This window comes from uncultured Nocardioides sp., assembly GCF_947488025.1.
GTDB lineage: Bacteria > Actinomycetota > Actinomycetes > Propionibacteriales > Nocardioidaceae > Nocardioides.
Map to the genome: position 1 here is coordinate 147,059 of NZ_CANKYS010000010.1, position 17,242 is coordinate 164,300.

Annotated in this window: 17 protein-coding genes; 9 read left to right on the forward strand and 8 right to left on the reverse strand. The window is 71.6% G+C overall.

Annotated elements, in window-relative coordinates; all coding sequences use genetic code 11:
• Positions 1-30: 30 nt before the first annotated feature.
• The 4 genes from purB to Q1B24_RS16650 are packed head-to-tail and all read right to left on the reverse strand — an operon-like array spanning position 31 to position 4,553.
• A complete protein-coding gene (gene purB / locus Q1B24_RS16635; protein WP_299931130.1) occupies positions 31-1,449 on the reverse strand; it encodes an adenylosuccinate lyase in 1,419 nt (472 codons plus the stop codon).
• Positions 1,446-2,012, reverse strand: a complete 567-nt coding sequence (locus tag Q1B24_RS16640; protein WP_299931131.1) for a DUF402 domain-containing protein — start codon at positions 2,010-2,012, stop codon at positions 1,446-1,448. Before Q1B24_RS16640 ends, purB begins: the two co-directional genes overlap by 4 nt.
• Complete coding sequence (purD, locus tag Q1B24_RS16645; RefSeq protein WP_299931132.1) at positions 2,005-3,273, reverse strand: phosphoribosylamine--glycine ligase; 1,269 nt, start codon at positions 3,271-3,273, stop codon at positions 2,005-2,007. The genes Q1B24_RS16640 and purD overlap by 8 nt, the downstream gene beginning before the upstream one ends.
• Positions 3,270-4,553 (reverse strand): adenylosuccinate synthase, encoded by a 1,284-nt coding sequence (locus Q1B24_RS16650; RefSeq protein WP_299931133.1) that lies wholly within the window; start codon positions 4,551-4,553, stop codon positions 3,270-3,272. The genes purD and Q1B24_RS16650 overlap by 4 nt, the downstream gene beginning before the upstream one ends.
• A 120-nt stretch (positions 4,554-4,673) precedes the next feature.
• Here Q1B24_RS16650 and Q1B24_RS16655 point away from each other — a divergent pair, with 120 nt between their 5' ends.
• Positions 4,674-5,588 (forward strand): YegS/Rv2252/BmrU family lipid kinase, encoded by a 915-nt coding sequence (locus Q1B24_RS16655; protein WP_299931134.1) that lies wholly within the window; start codon positions 4,674-4,676, stop codon positions 5,586-5,588.
• A gap of 12 nt (positions 5,589-5,600) precedes the next feature.
• Here Q1B24_RS16655 and Q1B24_RS16660 read toward each other — a convergent pair whose 3' ends face one another.
• Positions 5,601-6,590, reverse strand: coding sequence for a DNA-binding response regulator (locus tag Q1B24_RS16660; protein ID WP_299931135.1), 990 nt, complete (start codon positions 6,588-6,590; stop codon positions 5,601-5,603).
• A 199-nt stretch (positions 6,591-6,789) separates the two neighbouring features.
• Between Q1B24_RS16660 and lysS the strand changes: the two genes are divergently transcribed.
• Both lysS and Q1B24_RS16670 read left to right on the forward strand, forming a co-directional pair.
• Entirely contained in the window at positions 6,790-8,517 is a 1,728-nt protein-coding gene (gene lysS, locus Q1B24_RS16665; RefSeq protein WP_299931136.1) for a lysine--tRNA ligase, read from the forward strand.
• A gap of 99 nt (positions 8,518-8,616) precedes the next feature.
• On the forward strand, positions 8,617-9,144 hold the full coding sequence (locus Q1B24_RS16670) for a hypothetical protein (protein ID WP_299931137.1): 528 nt from the start codon (positions 8,617-8,619) through the stop codon (positions 9,142-9,144).
• Between the two features lie 56 nt (positions 9,145-9,200).
• On the opposite strand, the gene Q1B24_RS16675 is transcribed toward Q1B24_RS16670, so the two are convergent.
• Positions 9,201-9,665: a thioesterase family protein gene (locus Q1B24_RS16675; RefSeq protein ID WP_299931138.1), complete on the reverse strand. Its 465-nt coding sequence runs from the start codon at positions 9,663-9,665 to the stop codon at positions 9,201-9,203.
• A 37-nt stretch (positions 9,666-9,702) separates the two neighbouring features.
• Here Q1B24_RS16675 and Q1B24_RS16680 point away from each other — a divergent pair, with 37 nt between their 5' ends.
• The 4 genes from Q1B24_RS16680 to Q1B24_RS16695 all read left to right on the forward strand — a co-directional run bounded on the left by Q1B24_RS16680 (position 9,703) and on the right by Q1B24_RS16695 (position 13,463).
• Positions 9,703-10,125, forward strand: coding sequence for a DUF3151 domain-containing protein (locus tag Q1B24_RS16680; protein ID WP_299931139.1), 423 nt, complete (start codon positions 9,703-9,705; stop codon positions 10,123-10,125).
• Between the two features lie 84 nt (positions 10,126-10,209).
• Positions 10,210-10,497, forward strand: coding sequence for a DUF3311 domain-containing protein (locus tag Q1B24_RS16685; protein WP_299931140.1), 288 nt, complete (start codon positions 10,210-10,212; stop codon positions 10,495-10,497).
• Positions 10,494-12,236, forward strand: coding sequence for a monocarboxylate uptake permease MctP (gene mctP / locus Q1B24_RS16690; RefSeq protein WP_299931141.1), 1,743 nt, complete (start codon positions 10,494-10,496; stop codon positions 12,234-12,236). Before Q1B24_RS16685 ends, mctP begins: the two co-directional genes overlap by 4 nt.
• A 237-nt stretch (positions 12,237-12,473) precedes the next feature.
• The gene (locus Q1B24_RS16695; protein ID WP_299931142.1) at positions 12,474-13,463 is read left to right on the forward strand and encodes a type IV toxin-antitoxin system AbiEi family antitoxin domain-containing protein; all 990 of its coding nucleotides are present in this window, start codon (positions 12,474-12,476) and stop codon (positions 13,461-13,463) included.
• A gap of 216 nt (positions 13,464-13,679) precedes the next feature.
• Here the strand turns inward: Q1B24_RS16695 and fbaA are convergent, their stop codons facing one another.
• The gene (fbaA, locus tag Q1B24_RS16700; protein ID WP_299931143.1) at positions 13,680-14,714 is read right to left on the reverse strand and encodes a class II fructose-bisphosphate aldolase; all 1,035 of its coding nucleotides are present in this window, start codon (positions 14,712-14,714) and stop codon (positions 13,680-13,682) included.
• Between the two features lie 180 nt (positions 14,715-14,894).
• Here fbaA and Q1B24_RS16705 point away from each other — a divergent pair, with 180 nt between their 5' ends.
• Both Q1B24_RS16705 and Q1B24_RS16710 read left to right on the forward strand, forming a co-directional pair.
• Positions 14,895-15,821, forward strand: coding sequence for a hypothetical protein (locus tag Q1B24_RS16705; RefSeq protein ID WP_299931144.1), 927 nt, complete (start codon positions 14,895-14,897; stop codon positions 15,819-15,821).
• Positions 15,818-16,309, forward strand: coding sequence for a SigE family RNA polymerase sigma factor (locus tag Q1B24_RS16710; RefSeq protein WP_299931145.1), 492 nt, complete (start codon positions 15,818-15,820; stop codon positions 16,307-16,309). Before Q1B24_RS16705 ends, Q1B24_RS16710 begins: the two co-directional genes overlap by 4 nt.
• Before the next feature lie 154 nt (positions 16,310-16,463).
• Here Q1B24_RS16710 and Q1B24_RS16715 read toward each other — a convergent pair whose 3' ends face one another.
• Positions 16,464-17,156: a TrmH family RNA methyltransferase gene (locus Q1B24_RS16715; protein WP_299931146.1), complete on the reverse strand. Its 693-nt coding sequence runs from the start codon at positions 17,154-17,156 to the stop codon at positions 16,464-16,466.
• Positions 17,157-17,242: the final 86 nt, after the last annotated feature.

The following is a 17,242-nucleotide window of genomic DNA, read 5'->3' on the forward strand; positions in this document are numbered from 1 at the left end:
GCGGACGAACCGCGAACTGCCTGCGTGGTGTCAGAGGATCGCGCCCGGCGAGTACGCCGCCGCGCCGGGGTGGGCGGCCGCGAGCGCCTCGACCCGGGCGACGACCGCACGGGCCTGGGCCACGGCTGCGCCGGTGAACTCGATGGGGTCGGCGACGAGGGCGTCGATCTGCTCGCGGGTCAGGCCGAGCCGCTCGTCGGCGGCGAGCTTGGCGAAGACGTCGTTGTCGGCCTGGCCGGCACGCATCGCGAGGGCGGTGCCGACGGCGGCCTCCTTGATCGCCTCGTGGGCCGCCTCGCGCCCGACGCCGTTGCGGACGGCGGCCATCAGCACCTTGGTCGTGGTGAGGAACGGCAGGTAGCGGTCGAGCTCGCGCTGGATGACGGCCGGGAAGGCACCGAACTCGTCGAGCACGGTGAGGAAGGTCTGGAAGAGGCCGTCGGTGGCGAAGAACGCGTCCGGCAGCGCGACCCGGCGCACGACCGAGCAGGAGACGTCGCCCTCGTTCCACTGGTCGCCGGCGAGCTCGCTGACCATCGACAGGTGGCCGCGGAGGATGACGGCGAGGCCGTTGACGCGCTCGCACGAGCGGGTGTTCATCTTGTGGGGCATCGCGGACGAGCCGACCTGGCCCTCCTTGAAGCCCTCGGTCACCAGCTCGTGGCCGGCCATCAGCCGCACCGTCGTGGCGAGGTTGCAGGGACCGCTGACCAGCTGCACCAGGGCGGCGACGACGTCGAAGTCGAGGGAGCGCGGGTAGACCTGGCCGACGCTGGTCAGCACCTGCTCGAAGCCGAGGTGGGCGGCGACCCGCTCCTCGAGCTGCTCCAGCCGGTCGGCGTCCCCGTCGAGGAGGTCGAGCATGTCCTGGGAGGTGCCCATCGGGCCCTTGATGCCGCGCAGCGGGTAGCGGGCGAGCAGCTCCTCGATGCGCTGGACGGCGATGAGCATCTCGTCGGCGATCGTCGCGAAGCGCTTGCCGAGGGTGGTGGCCTGGGCGGCGACGTTGTGCGAACGCCCCGCCATCACGGTGGCCTCGTGCTCGGCGGCGAGCCGGCCGAGCCGCACCAGCGCGGCGACGGCGCGGTCGCGCACGACCTCGAGCGAGCGGCGTACCTGCAGCTGCTCGACGTTCTCGGTGAGGTCACGCGAGGTCATCCCCTTGTGGATGTGCTCGTGCCCGGCCAGGGCCGAGAACTCCTCGATGCGCGCCTTCACGTCGTGGCGGGTGACCCGCTCGCGCGCGGCGATGGAGTCGAGGTCGACCTTGGCGACGACCGCCTCGTAGGCGTCGACGACCCCGTCGGGCACCGCGATGCCGAGGTCGCGCTGGGCCTTGAGGACCGCGATCCAGAGCTGCCGCTCGAGGACGATCTTGTGCTCGGGCGACCAGATCTCGGCGAGATCGGCGCCGGCGTAGCGGGTGGCCAGGACGTTGGGGACGCTCACGGGCACCCATCCTCCCACTCGGCGTCGCCCGCAGGTGACCAGCCGTCCCAGACGGACCACCAGCGGTCGTCGCGCTCGAGGAGGTCCGCGACCTCGGCCGCCGCGTCCAGCGTCGCGAGCAGCTCGTCCGCGGTGATCCGGGCGGCGGACATGCTCGGCGCAAGGTGCTCCACGTCCTTCCACCGCCAGTCGCCGTCGGGCGCGATCACGATGTCGAGCTGGAGGTCGTTGACCTCGACGCCGTCGGCGGTGCGATGGACCGGGGTCTCGAAGTTGACGTACCAGTGCAGGAACGCGCCGTCGGCGTCGAAGAACTTCCACACCGAGTACCAGTCGTGGGACCGGCGGAGCTTCAGCACGGTCGTGCTGGTCCAGGCATCGAGGTGGCCCCACGGGTGCGGCACCGGGTGGGCGGGGAAGGCCATCGGGGTGCCGTCGACCTTGACGGTCGCGAGCACCACGCCGTCGTCACCGACCACGCGCTCGTCCCACGACGCCCACTCGGCACCGTGCAGCACCTCGCGGACCCGGACGTCGGAGCCGACTGCGAACGACTCAGTCACGGGAGGCGGCACCCTCGACGACCCCGAGGGGCTCGGCGGCGATGTCGCGACGCCACTGGGCGCCGGGGAAGCTGATGGAGGAGATGCCCTCGTACGCCTTGGCGCGGGCGTCGGCGACGTCGGACCCGGTCGCCCGGACCGCGAGCACCCGACCGCCCGCGGTCACCAGTCCCGCGTCGGTCCGCGCGGTGCCGGCGTGGATGACGTCGACGTCGTCCTCGACGGCGAGCGTCTCGGTGCCGACGATGACGTCGCCGGCGCTGGAGCCCTCGGGGTATCCCGCGCTGGCCATCACCACCGAGACCGAGGCGCCCTCGGCAAAGGTCGGCGCCGGCACAGCCGCCAGGTCGCCGTCGGCGGCGGCGCGCAGCAGGGTGCCGAGCGGGGAGGTGAGGAGTGCGAGCACCGGCTGCACGTCGGGGTCGCCGAAACGGCAGTTGAACTCGATGACCTTCGGACCGGCCGCGGTCAGCGCGAGCCCGACGTAGAGGCACCCGACGAAGGACGCGCCGCGCTGCTGCATCTCGGCCAGCGTCGGTGCGACGACGTCGGCCATCACGGCGTCGACGATGCCCTCGGGCAGCCAGGTCAGCGGGGCGTAGGACCCCATGCCGCCGGTGTTGGGGCCGCGGCCGCCGTCGAAGATGCGCTTGAAGTCCTGGGCGGGCAGCAGTGGTCGCCCGACGGTTCCGTCGCAGACGACGAAGAGGGAGAACTCCGGCCCGTCGAGGAACTCCTCGACCACGACCCGGCCGCACCCCGCGGCATGGGCGAGCGCCTCGTCGCGGTCGGTGGTGACGACGACGCCCTTGCCCGCGGCGAGCGCGTCGTCCTTGACGACGTAGGGCGCCCCGAAGGCGTCGAGCGCCGCGGCGACCTCGTCGGGCGTCGTGCAGGTGCGGGAACCGGCGGTCGGCACTCCGGCGGCGGCCATGACCTCCTTGGAGAAGGCCTTCGACCCCTCGAGCCTCGCGGCGTCGCGGGACGGGCCGAAGACCGCGATCCCGGCGGCGCGCACGGCGTCGGCGACACCGGCGACGAGCGGCGCCTCGGGGCCGACGACGACCAGCTCGGCGCCGATCGACACCGCGAGGGCGGCGACAGCCGCCCCGTCCATCGGGTCGACGGGGTGCAGTGTGGCGACCTCACCGATGCCGGGGTTGCCGGGGGCGGCGTGCACCTCGGTCACCGCCGGGTCGGCGGCGAGGGAGAGGGCGAGGGCGTGCTCGCGGCCGCCGGTGCCGACGACGAGGGTCCTCACCCGTGCACGACCACGGTCTGCTCGCGGCCGGGGCCGACGCCGACGCCCCAGATCTTCGCGCCCGACATCTCCTCGAGGGCCTGGACGTAGGCCTGCGCGTTCTTCGGCAGCTCGTCGAAGGAGCGGCAGCCGGAGATGTCGCTCTTCCAGCCGTCGAAGAACTCGTAGACGGGCTTGGCGTGGTGGAACTCGGTCTGGGTCATCGGCATCTCCTCGACCCGCTTGCCGTCGATCTCGTAGGCCACGCAGACCGGGATCTGCTCCCACGCGCCGAGGATGTCGAGCTTGGTGAGGAAGAACTCCGTGAGGCCGTTGACCCGGCTGGCGTAGCGCGCCACGACGGCGTCGTACCAGCCGCAGCGGCGCGTGCGACCGGTGGAGACGCCGATCTCGCCGCCGAGGGTCTGCAGCTGGATGCCGTCCTCGTCGAAGAGCTCGGTCGGGAACGGGCCGGAGCCGACGCGGGTCGTGTAGGCCTTGATCACGCCGATCACCCGGTCGATGCGGGTGGGGCCGATGCCGGCGCCGACGCACACGCCGCCGGCGACGGGGTTGGAGGACGTGACGAACGGGTAGGTGCCGTGGTCGACGTCGAGCATCGTGGCCTGGGCGCCCTCGAAGAGGACCGTCTGGCCGGCGTCGAGCGCCTGGTTGAGCAGCAGCGAGGTGTCGCACACCATCGGCTGGAGCCGGTCGGCGTAGGACAGCAGCTCCTCGACGACCGCGTCGACCTCGATGGCGCGCCGGTTGTAGACCTTGGTCAGCAGGTGGTTGCGCACGTCGAGCGCGGCGTCGATCTTCTCGCGCAGGATCTTCTCGTCGAAGAGGTCGGCGATGCGTACGCCGACGCGGTTGATCTTGTCGGCGTAGGCCGGGCCGATGCCCCGGCCGGTGGTGCCGATCTGGTTCTTGCCGAGGAAGCGCTCGGTGACCTTGTCGATCGTGGCGTGGTAGCTCGCGATCACGTGGGCGTTGGCGCTGACCTTGAGGTCGGCCACCTCCACCCCGCGCGCGAGGAGCCCGTCGAGCTCACGGAAGAGCGCCTCGGGCGAGACCACCACCCCGTTGGCGATCACCGAGGTCGCCCCCGGCGTGAGGATGCCGCTGGGCAGCAGGTGGGTGGCGTACTTCTCACCGTCGATCACGATGGTGTGGCCGGCGTTGTGGCCCCCGCTGGTGCGGACCACGAAGTCGATCGGGTCCGTGGTGGCCAGCAGGTCGGTGGCCTTGCCCTTGCCCTCGTCACCCCACTGGGCACCGAGCACGACGATCGCGGGCATCTCAGCCCTCCCTCTGGTCATTCGGCGGTCAGAGCACGTGGAAACGACACAACCCCGGCACAAGGCGCCGGGGCTCTTGCGACGCCACGCTACCGCACACCCGTCGGCTAGGGTCCGGACGTGCGCTCCCTGCTGGTCATCACCAACGCCGACGCCGGCACCTCCGACGAGGAGCGGCTCGCCGAGGCCCTCGCCGTCCTCCGCGAGGAGGCATCGGTGGAGGTCGCCAAGACGTCCAACCCCGGCGAGCTCGACGGTGTCCTCCACCGCGCCGGCGGTCGTACGGTCGTGGTGGCCGGCGGCGACGGCAGCATGCACGCCGTCGTGACCGCGCTGCACAAGCGCCGCGAGCTCGACCAGACGACCCTCGCGCTGCTCCCGATGGGCACCGGCAACGACTTCGCCCGCGGCAACGACATCCCCCTCGAGATCGCCGACGCGGCCGCGCTCGTCCTGACCGGCGAGCCCCGTGAGGTCGACCTCATCCTCGACGAGACCGGCAACGTCGTCGTCAACAACGTGCACGTCGGCGTGGGCGCGCAGGCCAGCCGCAAGGGCGCGAAGTGGAAGACCCGGCTGGGGTCCGTCGGAGTCGGCAAGGTCAACCTCGGCAAGCTCGGCTACCCCATCGGCGCCGTGCTGTCGGCCTTCCACCCGCCCAGCTGGCGCCTGCGCATCGAGCTCGACGGCAGGGTCGTCAACGACGTCGACCGGCCGGTCCTCATGGTGGCCATCGGCAACGGCGGCAACGTCGGCGGCGGCACCGAGCTCAACCCCGACGCCGACACCGAGGACGGGCTGCTCGACGTGATGATCAGCCGGGCGGTGAAGCCGAGCGCCAAGTTCGGCTACGTCCTGCGGTTGCGCAAGGGCGAGCACGAGCAGCGCGACGACGTGGTCTCCCTGCGCGGGACGTCGGTCAAGGTGAGCGGCGACGAGTTCTGGCTGTCGGCCGACGGCGAGATCTCCGGCCCCGAGCGCAGCCGCAGCTGGCGCCTCGAGCGGGCGGCGTACTCGATGATCCTGCCGCGCTGACCCTGCCGCTGCCTAGAGCCAGCCGCGCCGGACCGCCTCGACGCCGGCCTGGAAGCGGGTGTCGACGCCGAGCTCGGTCATCAGCGCGGCGACGCGTCGCCGGACGGTCCGCAGGCCGATGCCCAGCTTGCGCGCGATGACCTCGTCGGTGGCCCCGGCCATCAGCTGCTCCAGCAGGAACTGACGGCCGTCGGGGCTCATCCGGCCGGCCTCGATCTCGGGCATGGGCGCGGCCCGGTCCCACAGCGACTCGAACCACATCGTCAGCGCCGCGACGATCGAGCGCTGACGCACGTGCACCCTCGGCTCGTCGGCGAAGCCGATCGGCTCCGGCAGCACGGCGTGGGAGTCGCCGAGGACGAACATGCGGGTGGGCACCTCGGAGATGATCCGTACCTGCTCGCCGAGACCGGCACGCACCCGCAGGGCCTCCGGGGCCTCGGTCAAGGCCCGCGCGGGATAGATGGCCCGCGAGCGGCGACCGGTCGCCATCGCCTCGGCCAGCACCTCGCTCACCTTCGACTCGCGCGGCATGGCCCAGGCGTCGGGACGCAGCCAGAGCATGTCGCCGCGGCTGGTGCGGATCATCAGCTGCAGGAGCTCCAGGGGGTTGCCGCCGGAGCTCAGCTCGCCGTCGAGCGGGTGGACCTCGGTGACGTGGGCCGGGTCGGGCCGGGTCACCGCGGCGACCAGGTGGGGCACCGCGCTGGAGAGCTCGGCCAGCTTGGTGGCCGACGCGGCCGCGGTGCGTGCCTCCCGGAGCACGAGGTCCGAGACGGCCTCGGCCAGCGACGGTACGACGATCCGGTCCTCGGCGAGCACGACGAGCCCACGCTCGAGGAGCGGGGCGAGCGCGCGCATCAGCTGGTCGGGCCGCTCCTGGACCAGCTGCGCCACGCCCACGAGCGTGTGGCCGGAGACCGGGGCCAGCCGGAAGTAGAGCTGCTCGGTCCGGCGGTCGAGCCCCAGGGCTGCGAGGACGGAGGACGGGTCGCCGGGCATGCTGGCAGTTTAGTGCCACCGGCACTCAGGATCCGCGTGGCAGGGAGCGGCCAGTCGATACTGTCGTCGCCGGTCGCCGCGGGGGTGTGCGGCTGGTCCCGCTCTTCGGAGCAGGCGTCGGAGCCGCCACGGGGGTCGGCTCCGGCGCCCCACGGCGCCCGTCGCCGGACCCGTCCCGGCCCCCGATAGCCTTGCCGGCATGGCACGAGGTGGACGACAGCGCCAGGGCGATCCGGTCGACTGGGTGACGCGGGCGGCGGACGACGCCGTACGCCACGCGGGCGAGGGCAACCTCGTGACCGTCGCGTCGGGCGCCTCCCCCAGCGGACCGATCCATCTCGGCAACCTGCGCGAGTTCATCACTCCCCACTTCGTCGCCGAGGAGCTGCGCCGCCGCGGCGTGCCCGTGCGCCACCTCCACTCCTGGGACGACTTCGACCGGTTCCGCAAGGTGCCGGCGGGCGTCCCGGCCGAGTGGGCCGACCACATCGGCCGCCCGCTGAGCGCCGTGCCCGACCCGTGGGAGTGCCACGCCAGCTGGGCCGAGCACTTCAAGGCACCGCTCCAGGAGTCGCTGCGCGAGCTCGGCGTCGAGATGGAGGAGATCTCCCAGACGCAGATGTACACCTCCGGCGCCTACCGGGAGCAGGTCCTCGAGGCCGTCTCCCGCCGCGACGCCATCGAGGCGGTGCTGGCGCAGCACCGCACCAAGAAGGTCGCGCCCGCCGACGACGCCTCCGAGCAGGAGGCCGCCGACCTCGCGGACTCGGTCGCCAACGAGGACGACGAGGAGGGCGACCCGGCCGCGGCGTCGTCCGCCGACGCCGTTGCGCGCTTTCCCTACCGCCCCTACTGCCGCCAGTGCGGGCGCGACACCGTCACCACGACGGCGTACGACGACGCGACCACGACGCTGTCCTACACCTGCGCCTCCTGCGGCTACGAGGGCACGACCGACCTGTCCACCGACAACGACGGCAAGCTCGTGTGGAAGGTCGACTGGCCGATGCGGTGGGCCTACGAGAAGGTCAACTTCGAGCCGGCCGGCCGCGACCACATGACGCCCGGCTCGTCCTACACCGTCGGCACCGAGATCGTGTCGTCCATCTTCGACTGGCGCGCGCCCGCCCGGGTGATCTACGCCTTCGTCGGGTTCGCCGGCGTGCAGAAGATGTCGTCGTCGGCCGGCGGCGTCCCCACCGCGGCCGACGCGCTGCGCATCCTCGAGTCCCCGATGCTGCGCTGGCTCTACGTCCGCCGTGCGCCGACCCAGGCCTTCGACATCGACTTCGGCGCCTCCGTCGTGCGGCTCTACGACGAGTGGGACGCACTCGGCCGCAAGGCCGCCGACCCGGCCAAGGCCGACGTCGCGACGCTGGCCTGGCACCGTGCCAGCGAGACGGCGGCCGCCGGGCGGCTGCCCACGCCGGCCGTGGCGGTCCCCTTCCGCACCCTGTCGTCGGTCGCCGACGTGACCGCCGGGTCGGCCGACCTCATCTCGCGCATCGTCGAGTCCTCGGGCTTCCCGCACGACTCGGTCGCCGACCTCGAGCCGCGGCTGTCCAAGGCGATGCAGTGGACGGTCGAGCACGTGCCCGCCGACGAGCGCACCACCGTCCGCGAGACGCCGGACACCGACCGGCTCGCCTCCCTCAGCGACGACGAGGAGCTGTGGCTGCGGATCTTCCTGGACCGGCTCCCGACCGAGCCCGACCTGGAGTCGGTCACCGCCGTGGTCTACGGGACGCCCAAGGTCGCCCGCGGCCTCGGCTTCGACGACGCCCCCACCGACGAGGTCAAGGCCGACCAGAAGGACTTCTTCCGGCTGCTCTACAACCTCCTGGTCGACGCCGACCGCGGTCCGCGCCTGCCCACGCTGGTGCTGGCGCTCGGCCCGACGAAGGTGCGCCAGCTGCTCGGCGCCTGAGCGCGATCCGAAAATTCGGGTAAATCTCTTTACCTTTCCTCCGCCCGGGCCCGGCGGTGGTGACATGGAAGACCTCCCTGACCCCCCTGGAGGAAGACCATGTTCACCAACGCACTCGGCTCCGTCCGACGCAGCATCCCGACCATCGCCATCGCCGGCGTCCTGGTCGCCATCTCGGCCACGAGCGGCGCCACCGCCGCCCTCGTCATCACCGGCAACGACATCAAGAACGGCACGGTGACCACCAAGGACATCAAGAACGACAACCTGACGTCCAAGGACATCAAGAGCGGCTCGTTGAAGACCAGCGACTTCAAGGGGTCGACCGTGGACGACCTGACGGGCGCGACGGGGCCGGCCGGACCCGCGGGGGCCCCGGGCGTCTCCGGTTACCAGATCGTCACCGCCTCCGCCGTCCTGGCTCCCGAAACGGGTGGCGAAGTGACCGCCACGTGCCCCACAGGCAAGAAGGTGCTCGGAGCGGCCGCAGAGCTCGTCAACTCCTACATGGGCACCGCTGCGACGATCGACATCAGCGCGACCCGCGCCACCGCGTACGGCCTCAACATCAACCCCGACGCGCCTGACACGCTCAAGATCGACGTCGTCTGCGCCGTCGTCAGCTGACGCGCAAGCACCGGCAGGCGGGTCGACGACCTGCCTGCCGGCGTACGACGTGGGCGTCAGCGGCGGAAGCCGACGGGCTCGCCGAGGTAGTGCTCGAGGTCAGCGCGGACGGCGTCGCTGATCGTCCACGCCGACTGGGCGCGGTGGTCCCAGAGCACGTTGACGCACTCCCAGACCGCGGCCGGGCCCCCGCCCACCTCGACGCGCAGCTCGGCGGCGACGGTGAAGGAGGAGCCGCCGACCCGCGACACCCACAGCGAGGCGAGGAAGGGCTGGTAGGGCACGAACCGCATCTCGGCGTGGTACTCGATCGTCTGCGAGGCGACGAGCTCGGACACGCCTGCGTCGGTGCCGTGGAGCAGTCCGGTCGCGCCCTCGGGGAGCCCCGGGAGGCGTGCGAACCGCAGGAACTCGTAGCGCGCCTCGTCGAGCACCCGGACCGCCTCGACGTTGTCCACGTGACCGGCGAGGTTGATGTCGCGGTAGCGCGCCTGGATCTCGGTCGTGAACGTCTGGCCCATGGGGGAAGTCTGTCGGACGCCCACCTAGGGTTGGTCCATGACCTCCGGTTCCTTCGGCGGCGACCTGATGGCCGGTCCCCCGCCCACCCACCTGCCCGCCGACCCCGCCGACACCGAGCTCGCCGGTGGCGACGCCCCCGCCGCCGTCGTACGACGTCACCCGGACTCCCCGGCCGCCTGGGCAGCGATGGCGCGCCAGGCCCAGGAGGCGGGCGCCGACGACGTGACCGTCTACGCCTACGCCCGCGTCGGCTACCACCGCTCGCTCGACCGGCTGCGCCGCAACGGGTGGAAGGGCCACGGCCCCGTGCCGTGGGAGCACGAGCCCAACCGAGGCTTCCTGCGCTCGCTCGCCCTCCTCGCGCTCGCCGCCCGGGCGATCGGCGAGACCGACGAGTGGGAGCGCTGCGCGACCTTCCTGCGCGACTCCAGCCCGGCCGCGGCCGACGAGCTCCTCTGACCGCTCGTCGCCCCAGACCGACCGCTGGTCGAGCCACCCCCACGGAGGGGTGACGACCGTCACCGCGCGAGTAAGGTCGCGCGGGTGAATTCCGGGAACACACCTCCTCAGACGCGCCCTGACGACCCGGGCGTACCCCCCACCCACAAGGGCAAGATGGCGCTGGCCGCCGTCCTGCTCGCCATCCCGATCGTCGTGCTCCTCTGGGTGCCGCACTACGCGAAGGTCGAGCCGAGGCTCTTCGGCTTCCCCTTCTTCTTCTGGTACCAGTTCCTCTGGGTCTTCCTCTGCTCGGGGCTGACCTGGGCGGCCTACAAGCTCACGCTCTCGGCGCGGGGGCTCACCACCCACAAGGTGGGTGAGGACCGATGACGCCGCACGTCACCGTCAGCCAGGTCTCAGCCGCCGCCGACACCGACGGCATCAACGGCGTCGCCCTCACCGTCCTGATCGCCCTCTTCGGACTGGTCACCATCGCCGGCTTCATGGCCAGCAGGTTCATGCGCGCCGACTCCATGGAGTCGCTCGACGAGTGGGGCCTGGGCGGTCGCAAGTTCGGCACCTGGATCACGTGGTTCCTGCTCGGCGGCGACCTCTACACGGCGTACACCTTCGTGGCCGTGCCGGCGGCGATGTTCGCCACCGGCGCCGTGGCCGGTTTCTTCGCCGTCCCCTACACGATCATCCTCTACCCGATCATCTTCATCTTCATGGCGCGGCTGTGGTCGGTCAGCCACCGCCACGGCTACGTCACGACCGCCGACTTCGTCCGCGGGAGGTACGACGACCGCGGGCTGTCGCTCGCCGTGGCGATCACCGGGTTCGTGGCGACGATGCCCTACATCGCGCTGCAGCTCGTCGGCATCCAGGCGGTGCTCGAGGTCGCCGGACTGGGTGGCGGCGACAACATCATCGCCAAGGACGCGCCGCTCTTCATCGCCTTCGCGCTGCTCGCGGCCTACACCTACTCCAGCGGCCTCCGGGCGCCCGCGGTCATCGCGTTCGTGAAGGACATCCTGATCTACCTCGTCATCATCGTCGCGGTCATCTACCTGCCCGGCCAGGTCGGCGGCTGGGAGGCGATCTTCGGCGCCGCCGAGGACAAGATGGACGCCAACAACGCAGCCGCGATCGAGGCCGGGCTCCCGCCGACGTCGTCGTTCGTCCCCGGCTCCGGGGCCTTCTGGGCCTACGCCACGCTCGCGCTCGGCTCGGCGATGGCGCTGTTCATGTATCCCCACTCGGTCACCGCGTCGCTGTCGTCGAACGCACGCAACACCGTCCGTCGCAACGCCGCGATCCTGCCGGCGTACTCGTTCGTGCTCGGCCTGCTGGCCCTGCTCGGCTGGGTCGCGATCGCCGCCGGCACGCAGCCGATCGGCCTCGACGGCGAGGCCAACGCGCAGCTGGTGATCCCCCAGCTGTTCGAGGACATGTTCCCGTCGTGGTTCGCCGGTGTCGCGTTCGCCGCGATCGCGATCGGTGCGCTGGTGCCGGCGGCGATCATGTCGATCGCGGCTGCGAACACCTTCAGCCGCAACATCTACAAGGAGTGGCTCAAGAAGGACGCCACCCCGGCGCAGGAGGCGAAGGTCTCCAAGCTGATGTCGCTGCTGGTGAAGGCGTTCGCGCTGGTCTTCGTGCTCACGCTCGACAAGCAGAACGCCATCAACTTCCAGCTCCTCGGCGGCATCTGGATCCTCCAGACCTTCCCCGCCGTGGTGTTCAGCCTGTTCACCCGCTGGTTCCACCGCTACGGCCTGCTCGTGGGCTGGGCGGTCGGCATGCTCTACGGCACCATCGAGGCCTACCAGGTCGTCAACCCGGTCACCGGCAAGCACTTCGGTGGCTCGCTCGCCCTCATCCCGGGCATGGAGCGGATGGGCTACATCGCGGTGACGGCGTTCGCGATCAACGTGGTGCTGGCCATCGCGATCAGCGCGCTCCTCAACGCCATGAAGGTGTCAAACGGCGCGGACGAGACCATCGCGTTCGACTACTTCGCCGACGCGGACGACCCGCGCGTGCAGAAGGACCTCGCCGAGCACCACCTGCACGACGATCCCTACGGCGACCCGGACGACATCCCGGGCAACGCGCCGGCGCGCTGACGTCGTACGCCGCTCAGCTCTCATCCCGAGCACGCCCCCCGGCCCCGGTAACTGGTCGAAAACAGCACTCCCGCCCCCACTGATGGGGGCGGGAGTGCTCATATGGGGCAGTTACCCGGGCACAGGCCGCCGTCGGGGCGCGCCAGCAGACGTCCACAGGCCGGCACCACGAGGCCTTCTCCACAGGCGAGGCGCCACGCAGTCGCTCACGGCTCCCGTGGCTCCGAGGCTCTCCCCATGGATCTCCAGGGTTACGGACCGGCTCGCGCGCAGCACGGGCTCATCACCCATCAGCAGGCACTGGCCGCCGGGCTCGACGCACGCGACGTGGCTCACCTGGTGGCCAGCGGCGAGTGGGCACGACTGCGCAAGGGCGTGTACGCCGACGGCGAGGCGTACGCCGCGGCCGAGCCCTTCCGCGAGGCACCGCTGCTGCGGATGAGGGCAGTTGTCCTCTCCGTCGGCGCCGAGCCCGTCTTCACGCACGACTCGGCCGCCATCGTCCACCGCCTCGGCGTGCCCGATGCGCGCACAAGCCCGCCACACATCGCCAGGGTCAACCGCAGAGCGACCCGGACGAGCGGCGGGATCATCCTCCACGGGGCGCCCCTCGGTCGCGACCAGGTGGTGCGCGTCGACGGCTTGCTCGTCACCGAACCGGCTCGAACGGCACTCGACATGGCCCGGCTGCACGGGCTGTGGCCAGGGATGGCAGCCTGCGACGCCGCCCTGCGGCGCGGCGTGGGACGCGCCGACCTCGAGCGGGCTGCCGAGCTGATGCAGGGCTGGCCCCACAAGCGGCTCGTCGACCGCGCCATCCACCTCGCCGACCCCGGCGCCGAGAGCTACCTGGAGTCGCTGGCGCGCGGCTTGGTGATCGAGATGTGCATCGGGACGCCGCAGACCCAGTTCGGTCTCACCGACGGCAACCGGGAGGCGTGGTGCGACCTTCGCGTCGGTCGTCACCTCTTCGAGGCGGACGGCCTGCTGAAGTACGACGAGGATCCGGAGCGCGCCCTGCTGGAGGAGAAGAAGCGTCAGGACTTCCTCTCGGGCTTCAAGCTCGGCGCCTCGCGCATCACCGTGCACGACTGCTTCGCCGGCCGACGTGCCGCTCTGCGACGGTTGGGCCGGGAGTACGACGACACGTGCCGCCGCTTCGGGACCTCGATCGACGACCTGGCGCCCTACCTGCTGCCGCGGTCGGCCCGGGTCCCGGGCGCCTGACGGCGATCTGCCTCCGCCGACGCCTCCTGTGCCTGCCTGCCCCTAACCATGCCCCTGCCCCTGCCCCCAAGACAGGTAACGGGTCGAAAGCAGCACTCCCGCCCCCACTGGTGGGGGCGGGAGTGCACTTTTCGACCCGTTACCGGGAGATCAGGACGGGACAAGGCAGTCGGGACCAGGGGATCGGGACCGGGCGGCCGGACCACCGCCGCAGGGTCAGCGGCCGAGGGCGGTCCCGGCGGAGCGGAGGTTCTCGCAGGCCTCGACGATGCGGGCGGCCATGCCGGCCTCGGCGGCCTTGCCCCAGGCGCGGGGGTCGTACTGCTTCTTGTTGCCGACCTCGCCGTCGACCTTCAGCACGCCGTCGTAGTGGGCGAACATGTGGGCCGCGACGGGGCGGCTGAAGGCGTACTGGGTGTCGGTGTCGACGTTCATCTTCACCACGCCGAAGTCGACGGCGTCGCTGATCTCCTGCGCGGTCGAGCCGGAGCCGCCGTGGAAGACGAGGTCGAAGGGGCGGGCGTCGGAGCCGAGGCCGAGCTCGGAGGCGGCCGCCTCCTGCGCGGACTTCAGGATCTCCGGGCGCAGCTTGACGTTGCCGGGCTTGTAGACGCCGTGCACGTTGCCGAAGGTCAGGGCGGTCATGTAGCGGCCGCGCTCACCGGCGCCGAGCGCCTTGATGGTGGCGATGGCGTCCTCGGGCGTCGTGTAGAGCTGGTCGTTGATCTCGTTGGCGACACCGTCCTCCTCGCCGCCGACGACGCCCACCTCGATCTCGAGGATGATGTTGGCCGCGGCGCACTTGGCGAGCAGCTCCTCGGCGATCTGGAGGTTCTCGTCCAGCGGCACGGCCGAGCCGTCCCACATGTGCGACTGGAACAGCGGCGCCTCGCCGCGCGCGACCCGCTCGGCGGAGATGTCGAGCAGCGGGCGGACGAAGCCGTCGAGCTTGTCCTTGGGGCAGTGGTCGGTGTGGAGCGCGATGTTGACCGGGTAGTTCTTCGCGACCTCGGCGGCGTAGGCGGCGAACGCGACGGAGCCGGTCACCATGTCCTTCACCGACGGGCCGGAGAGGTACTCCGCGCCACCGGTCGAGACCTGGATGATGCCGTCGGAGCCGGCGTCGGCGAAGCCCTTGAGCGCGGCGTTGAGGGTCTGGGAGGACGACACGTTGATGGCCGGGTAGGCGAAGGACTTCTCCTTCGCGGCGTCCAGCATCTGGGCGTACACCTCGGGCGTGGCGATGGGCATCTGAGATCTCCTCTGAAGCGGTCAGGCAGGCGCTCCCACCCTAGTGGCTACCCGCGAGTCCGACCCGGGCCGACCGGTCGTCTCATCACCTGATCGATCGGGTGCCAGCAGGGGTGACAACCGACGCCGCCGCCCCTCCGTCTCCACGGGTGGAACACTCACCCGCAGGGGGAACGCAGCATGAGCACCAACATCGACTGGCAGCACGAGCTCGACGACTCGTTCGGCACCGGGCACGACCTGCCACCCGGGCACTACGTTGCCGCAGGACGCACGGCCGTACGCCGCCGGCGCGCGACCGCGGTCGTCCTCGCCGCCGCCGTCGTCATCGGCGGCGGCACCGCCTGGGCGGTGGGGCCGGGGGGCTCGGCGCGTTCTGACGCACCGATCGCGAAGGAACGAGCCGACAGCACGCAGCGCGAGGCCGCCTCGTCGGACGACGCCGCGGAGCGGCGGGAGAGGCGCGAGCGCAGGCTCGAGCGGATGCGGCGGCAGGCCGAGAAGCCGGCCTTCCTCGGCGAGCCCGCGACCCTCGACGCCGACGGCCTGGTGCTCGCGCCCGGGGCCGGTCCCGTGCTGGAACGGGTCGAGAACCCGATGGGCTACACCGCCGCGCAGGGGCAGTCGCTCGGCATCCGGGTGATGTTCGAGGGGCGGGAGAAGTACTCGCTCCTCACGCGCTACCCCGACGGGGGCGCCTCGATGGGCACGAACGACGCCACCGGGGACTTCGCCGGCTGGCTCGAGGGCCGGGTGGCGAGCCAGCGCTACCTCGACGTCTCCAACGGTGTCACAGGCGCTCCGCCCACCACGCCGGAGACCGATCCGTCGCGCTGGCTGCGCCTCCAGCCCGACGGCGACGTCGTGGCCGGCAAGGGCGCGGTCCTGCTCGAGGTCAGGTCGAGCGCGGACCTGGGCGACTTCGGGCTGGGTGCCGAACAGACGGCAGCGGTGCGCGTGCTGGTGGACGAGGCGGCGCGGTTCGCCGCCTACCGCGTCGTCGACGGCAGTCTCGAGGTCGTCGCGGCGCCCCGTTCCTTCGAGTCGATGGGCGCGTTCGTCGACTGGGCCCAGGAGCAGTACGCCTCGGGCGAGGGCATGCGGTGAGGGGCACCGACCGCGACGCGGCGTTCAGCGAGTTCGTCGCCGCTCGGCAGACGCACCTGCGGCGCATCGCGTACGCGCTGTGCGGCGACTGGCACAAGGCCGACGACCTCCTGCAGACCGCGCTCACCAAGCTCTACGTCGCCTGGCCGCGCATCCAGAAGCAGGGCAACGAGGTGGCCTACTGCCGGCAGATCATGGTCCGCGCCAACATCGACGAGTCGCGCCGCCCGTGGCACCGCGAGCGTCCGACCGACGACCTGCCCGACCGGGGCGCCCCCGAGCCGACGCCGGTCGAGGAGCGTTCGGCGCTCTTCGACGCGCTGCAGGGCCTGCCCGAGCAGCAGCGCAAGGTGGTCGTGCTGCGCCACTGGCTCGGGCTCTCGGTGCGGGAGACGGCGAGCGAGCTCGGCATCAACGAAGGAACCGTCAAGAGCCACAGCAGCCGCGGCCTCTCAGCGCTCGAAGCCGTGCTCGCGCCGCACCGCTGACACACCCCCGGGGCGGGTCTGTCCACCCTCCAGGGGCTGGCGTTCCCCCCTCGTCAGGCCTAGGTTGACATAGATCTCGACCAGACCTGGGGAGGAGCCGGGTCCGGGGTGCCGTGGGGACATCCCGGGCTCGGTCGGGGTCGTCCGGGGAGCCTCAGCCGCGCCAGGCGTCGGCGCCAGCGAGGTCGGCGTACGTCCGCACCCAGCTGTGCATCGCGATCGCCGCGGCCGAGCTGGCGTTGATCGAACGCGTCGAGCCGAACTGGGCGATGGAGAAGGTGCCGTCGCACACCTCGCGCGCCGACTCCGAGAGCCCCGGCCCCTCCTGGCCGAAGAGGAAGCACACCCGCCGCGGCAGCTCCATCGTCTCGAGGTGGAGCGAGCCGGGCAGGTTGTCGATGCCCAGCAGCCGCACCGGGCCGCCCCGCTCGGCGGGGATCGCATGGAGGTACGTCGCCAGCGCGGCGGCGTCCGGGTGGTGCCGGACGTGCTGGTAGCGGTCGGTCACCATCGCGCCGCGGCGGTTCCACCGGCGGTTGCCGACGATGTGCACCTCGGCGGCGAGGAAGGCGTTGGCGGTGCGCACGATCGTGCCGATGTTGAAGTCGTGCTGCCAGTTCTCGATGGCGACGTGGAAACCGTGCCGGCGGGTGTCGAGGTCGGCGACGATCGCCTCCATCGTCCAGTAGCGGTAGCGGTCCACCACGTTGCGGCGATCACCGTCGCGGAGCAGCTCGGGATCCCACTGCGCGCCCTCGGGCCACGGACCCTCCCACGGGCCCACGCCCACCTCCGGCGGACCGTGCGGCATCGGGTCGTAGGGCGCCCGCTCCTGCTGCTCGTGCATGCGGGGAATGCTAGGGCGTGTCTCCCTATTGGCGAAGCCAGATCGTGATGGCGCGCAGGACGACTCCGCCGCGGTAGACGACGGCT

Bases quoted from the DNA above. Each gene is read 5' to 3' on its own strand.
- Q1B24_RS16680 (WP_299931139.1), top strand. From the start codon at position 9,703: ATGACCTCCGGTTCCTTCGGCGGCGACCTGATGGCCGGTCCCCCGCCC.
- Q1B24_RS16670 (WP_299931137.1), top strand. From the start codon at position 8,617: ATGTTCACCAACGCACTCGGCTCCGTCCGACGCAGCATCCCGACCATC.
- Q1B24_RS16715 (WP_299931146.1), bottom strand. From the start codon at position 17,156: ATGCACGAGCAGCAGGAGCGGGCGCCCTACGACCCGATGCCGCACGGT.
- Q1B24_RS16675 (WP_299931138.1), bottom strand. From the start codon at position 9,665: ATGGGCCAGACGTTCACGACCGAGATCCAGGCGCGCTACCGCGACATC.
- Q1B24_RS16660 (WP_299931135.1), bottom strand. From the start codon at position 6,590: ATGCCCGGCGACCCGTCCTCCGTCCTCGCAGCCCTGGGGCTCGACCGC.
- Q1B24_RS16705 (WP_299931144.1), top strand. From the start codon at position 14,895: ATGAGCACCAACATCGACTGGCAGCACGAGCTCGACGACTCGTTCGGC.
- Q1B24_RS16695 (WP_299931142.1), top strand. From the start codon at position 12,474: ATGGATCTCCAGGGTTACGGACCGGCTCGCGCGCAGCACGGGCTCATC.
- lysS (WP_299931136.1), top strand. From the start codon at position 6,790: ATGGCACGAGGTGGACGACAGCGCCAGGGCGATCCGGTCGACTGGGTG.
- mctP (WP_299931141.1), top strand. From the start codon at position 10,494: ATGACGCCGCACGTCACCGTCAGCCAGGTCTCAGCCGCCGCCGACACC.
- Q1B24_RS16650 (WP_299931133.1), bottom strand. From the start codon at position 4,553: ATGCCCGCGATCGTCGTGCTCGGTGCCCAGTGGGGTGACGAGGGCAAG.
- fbaA (WP_299931143.1), bottom strand. From the start codon at position 14,714: ATGCCCATCGCCACGCCCGAGGTGTACGCCCAGATGCTGGACGCCGCG.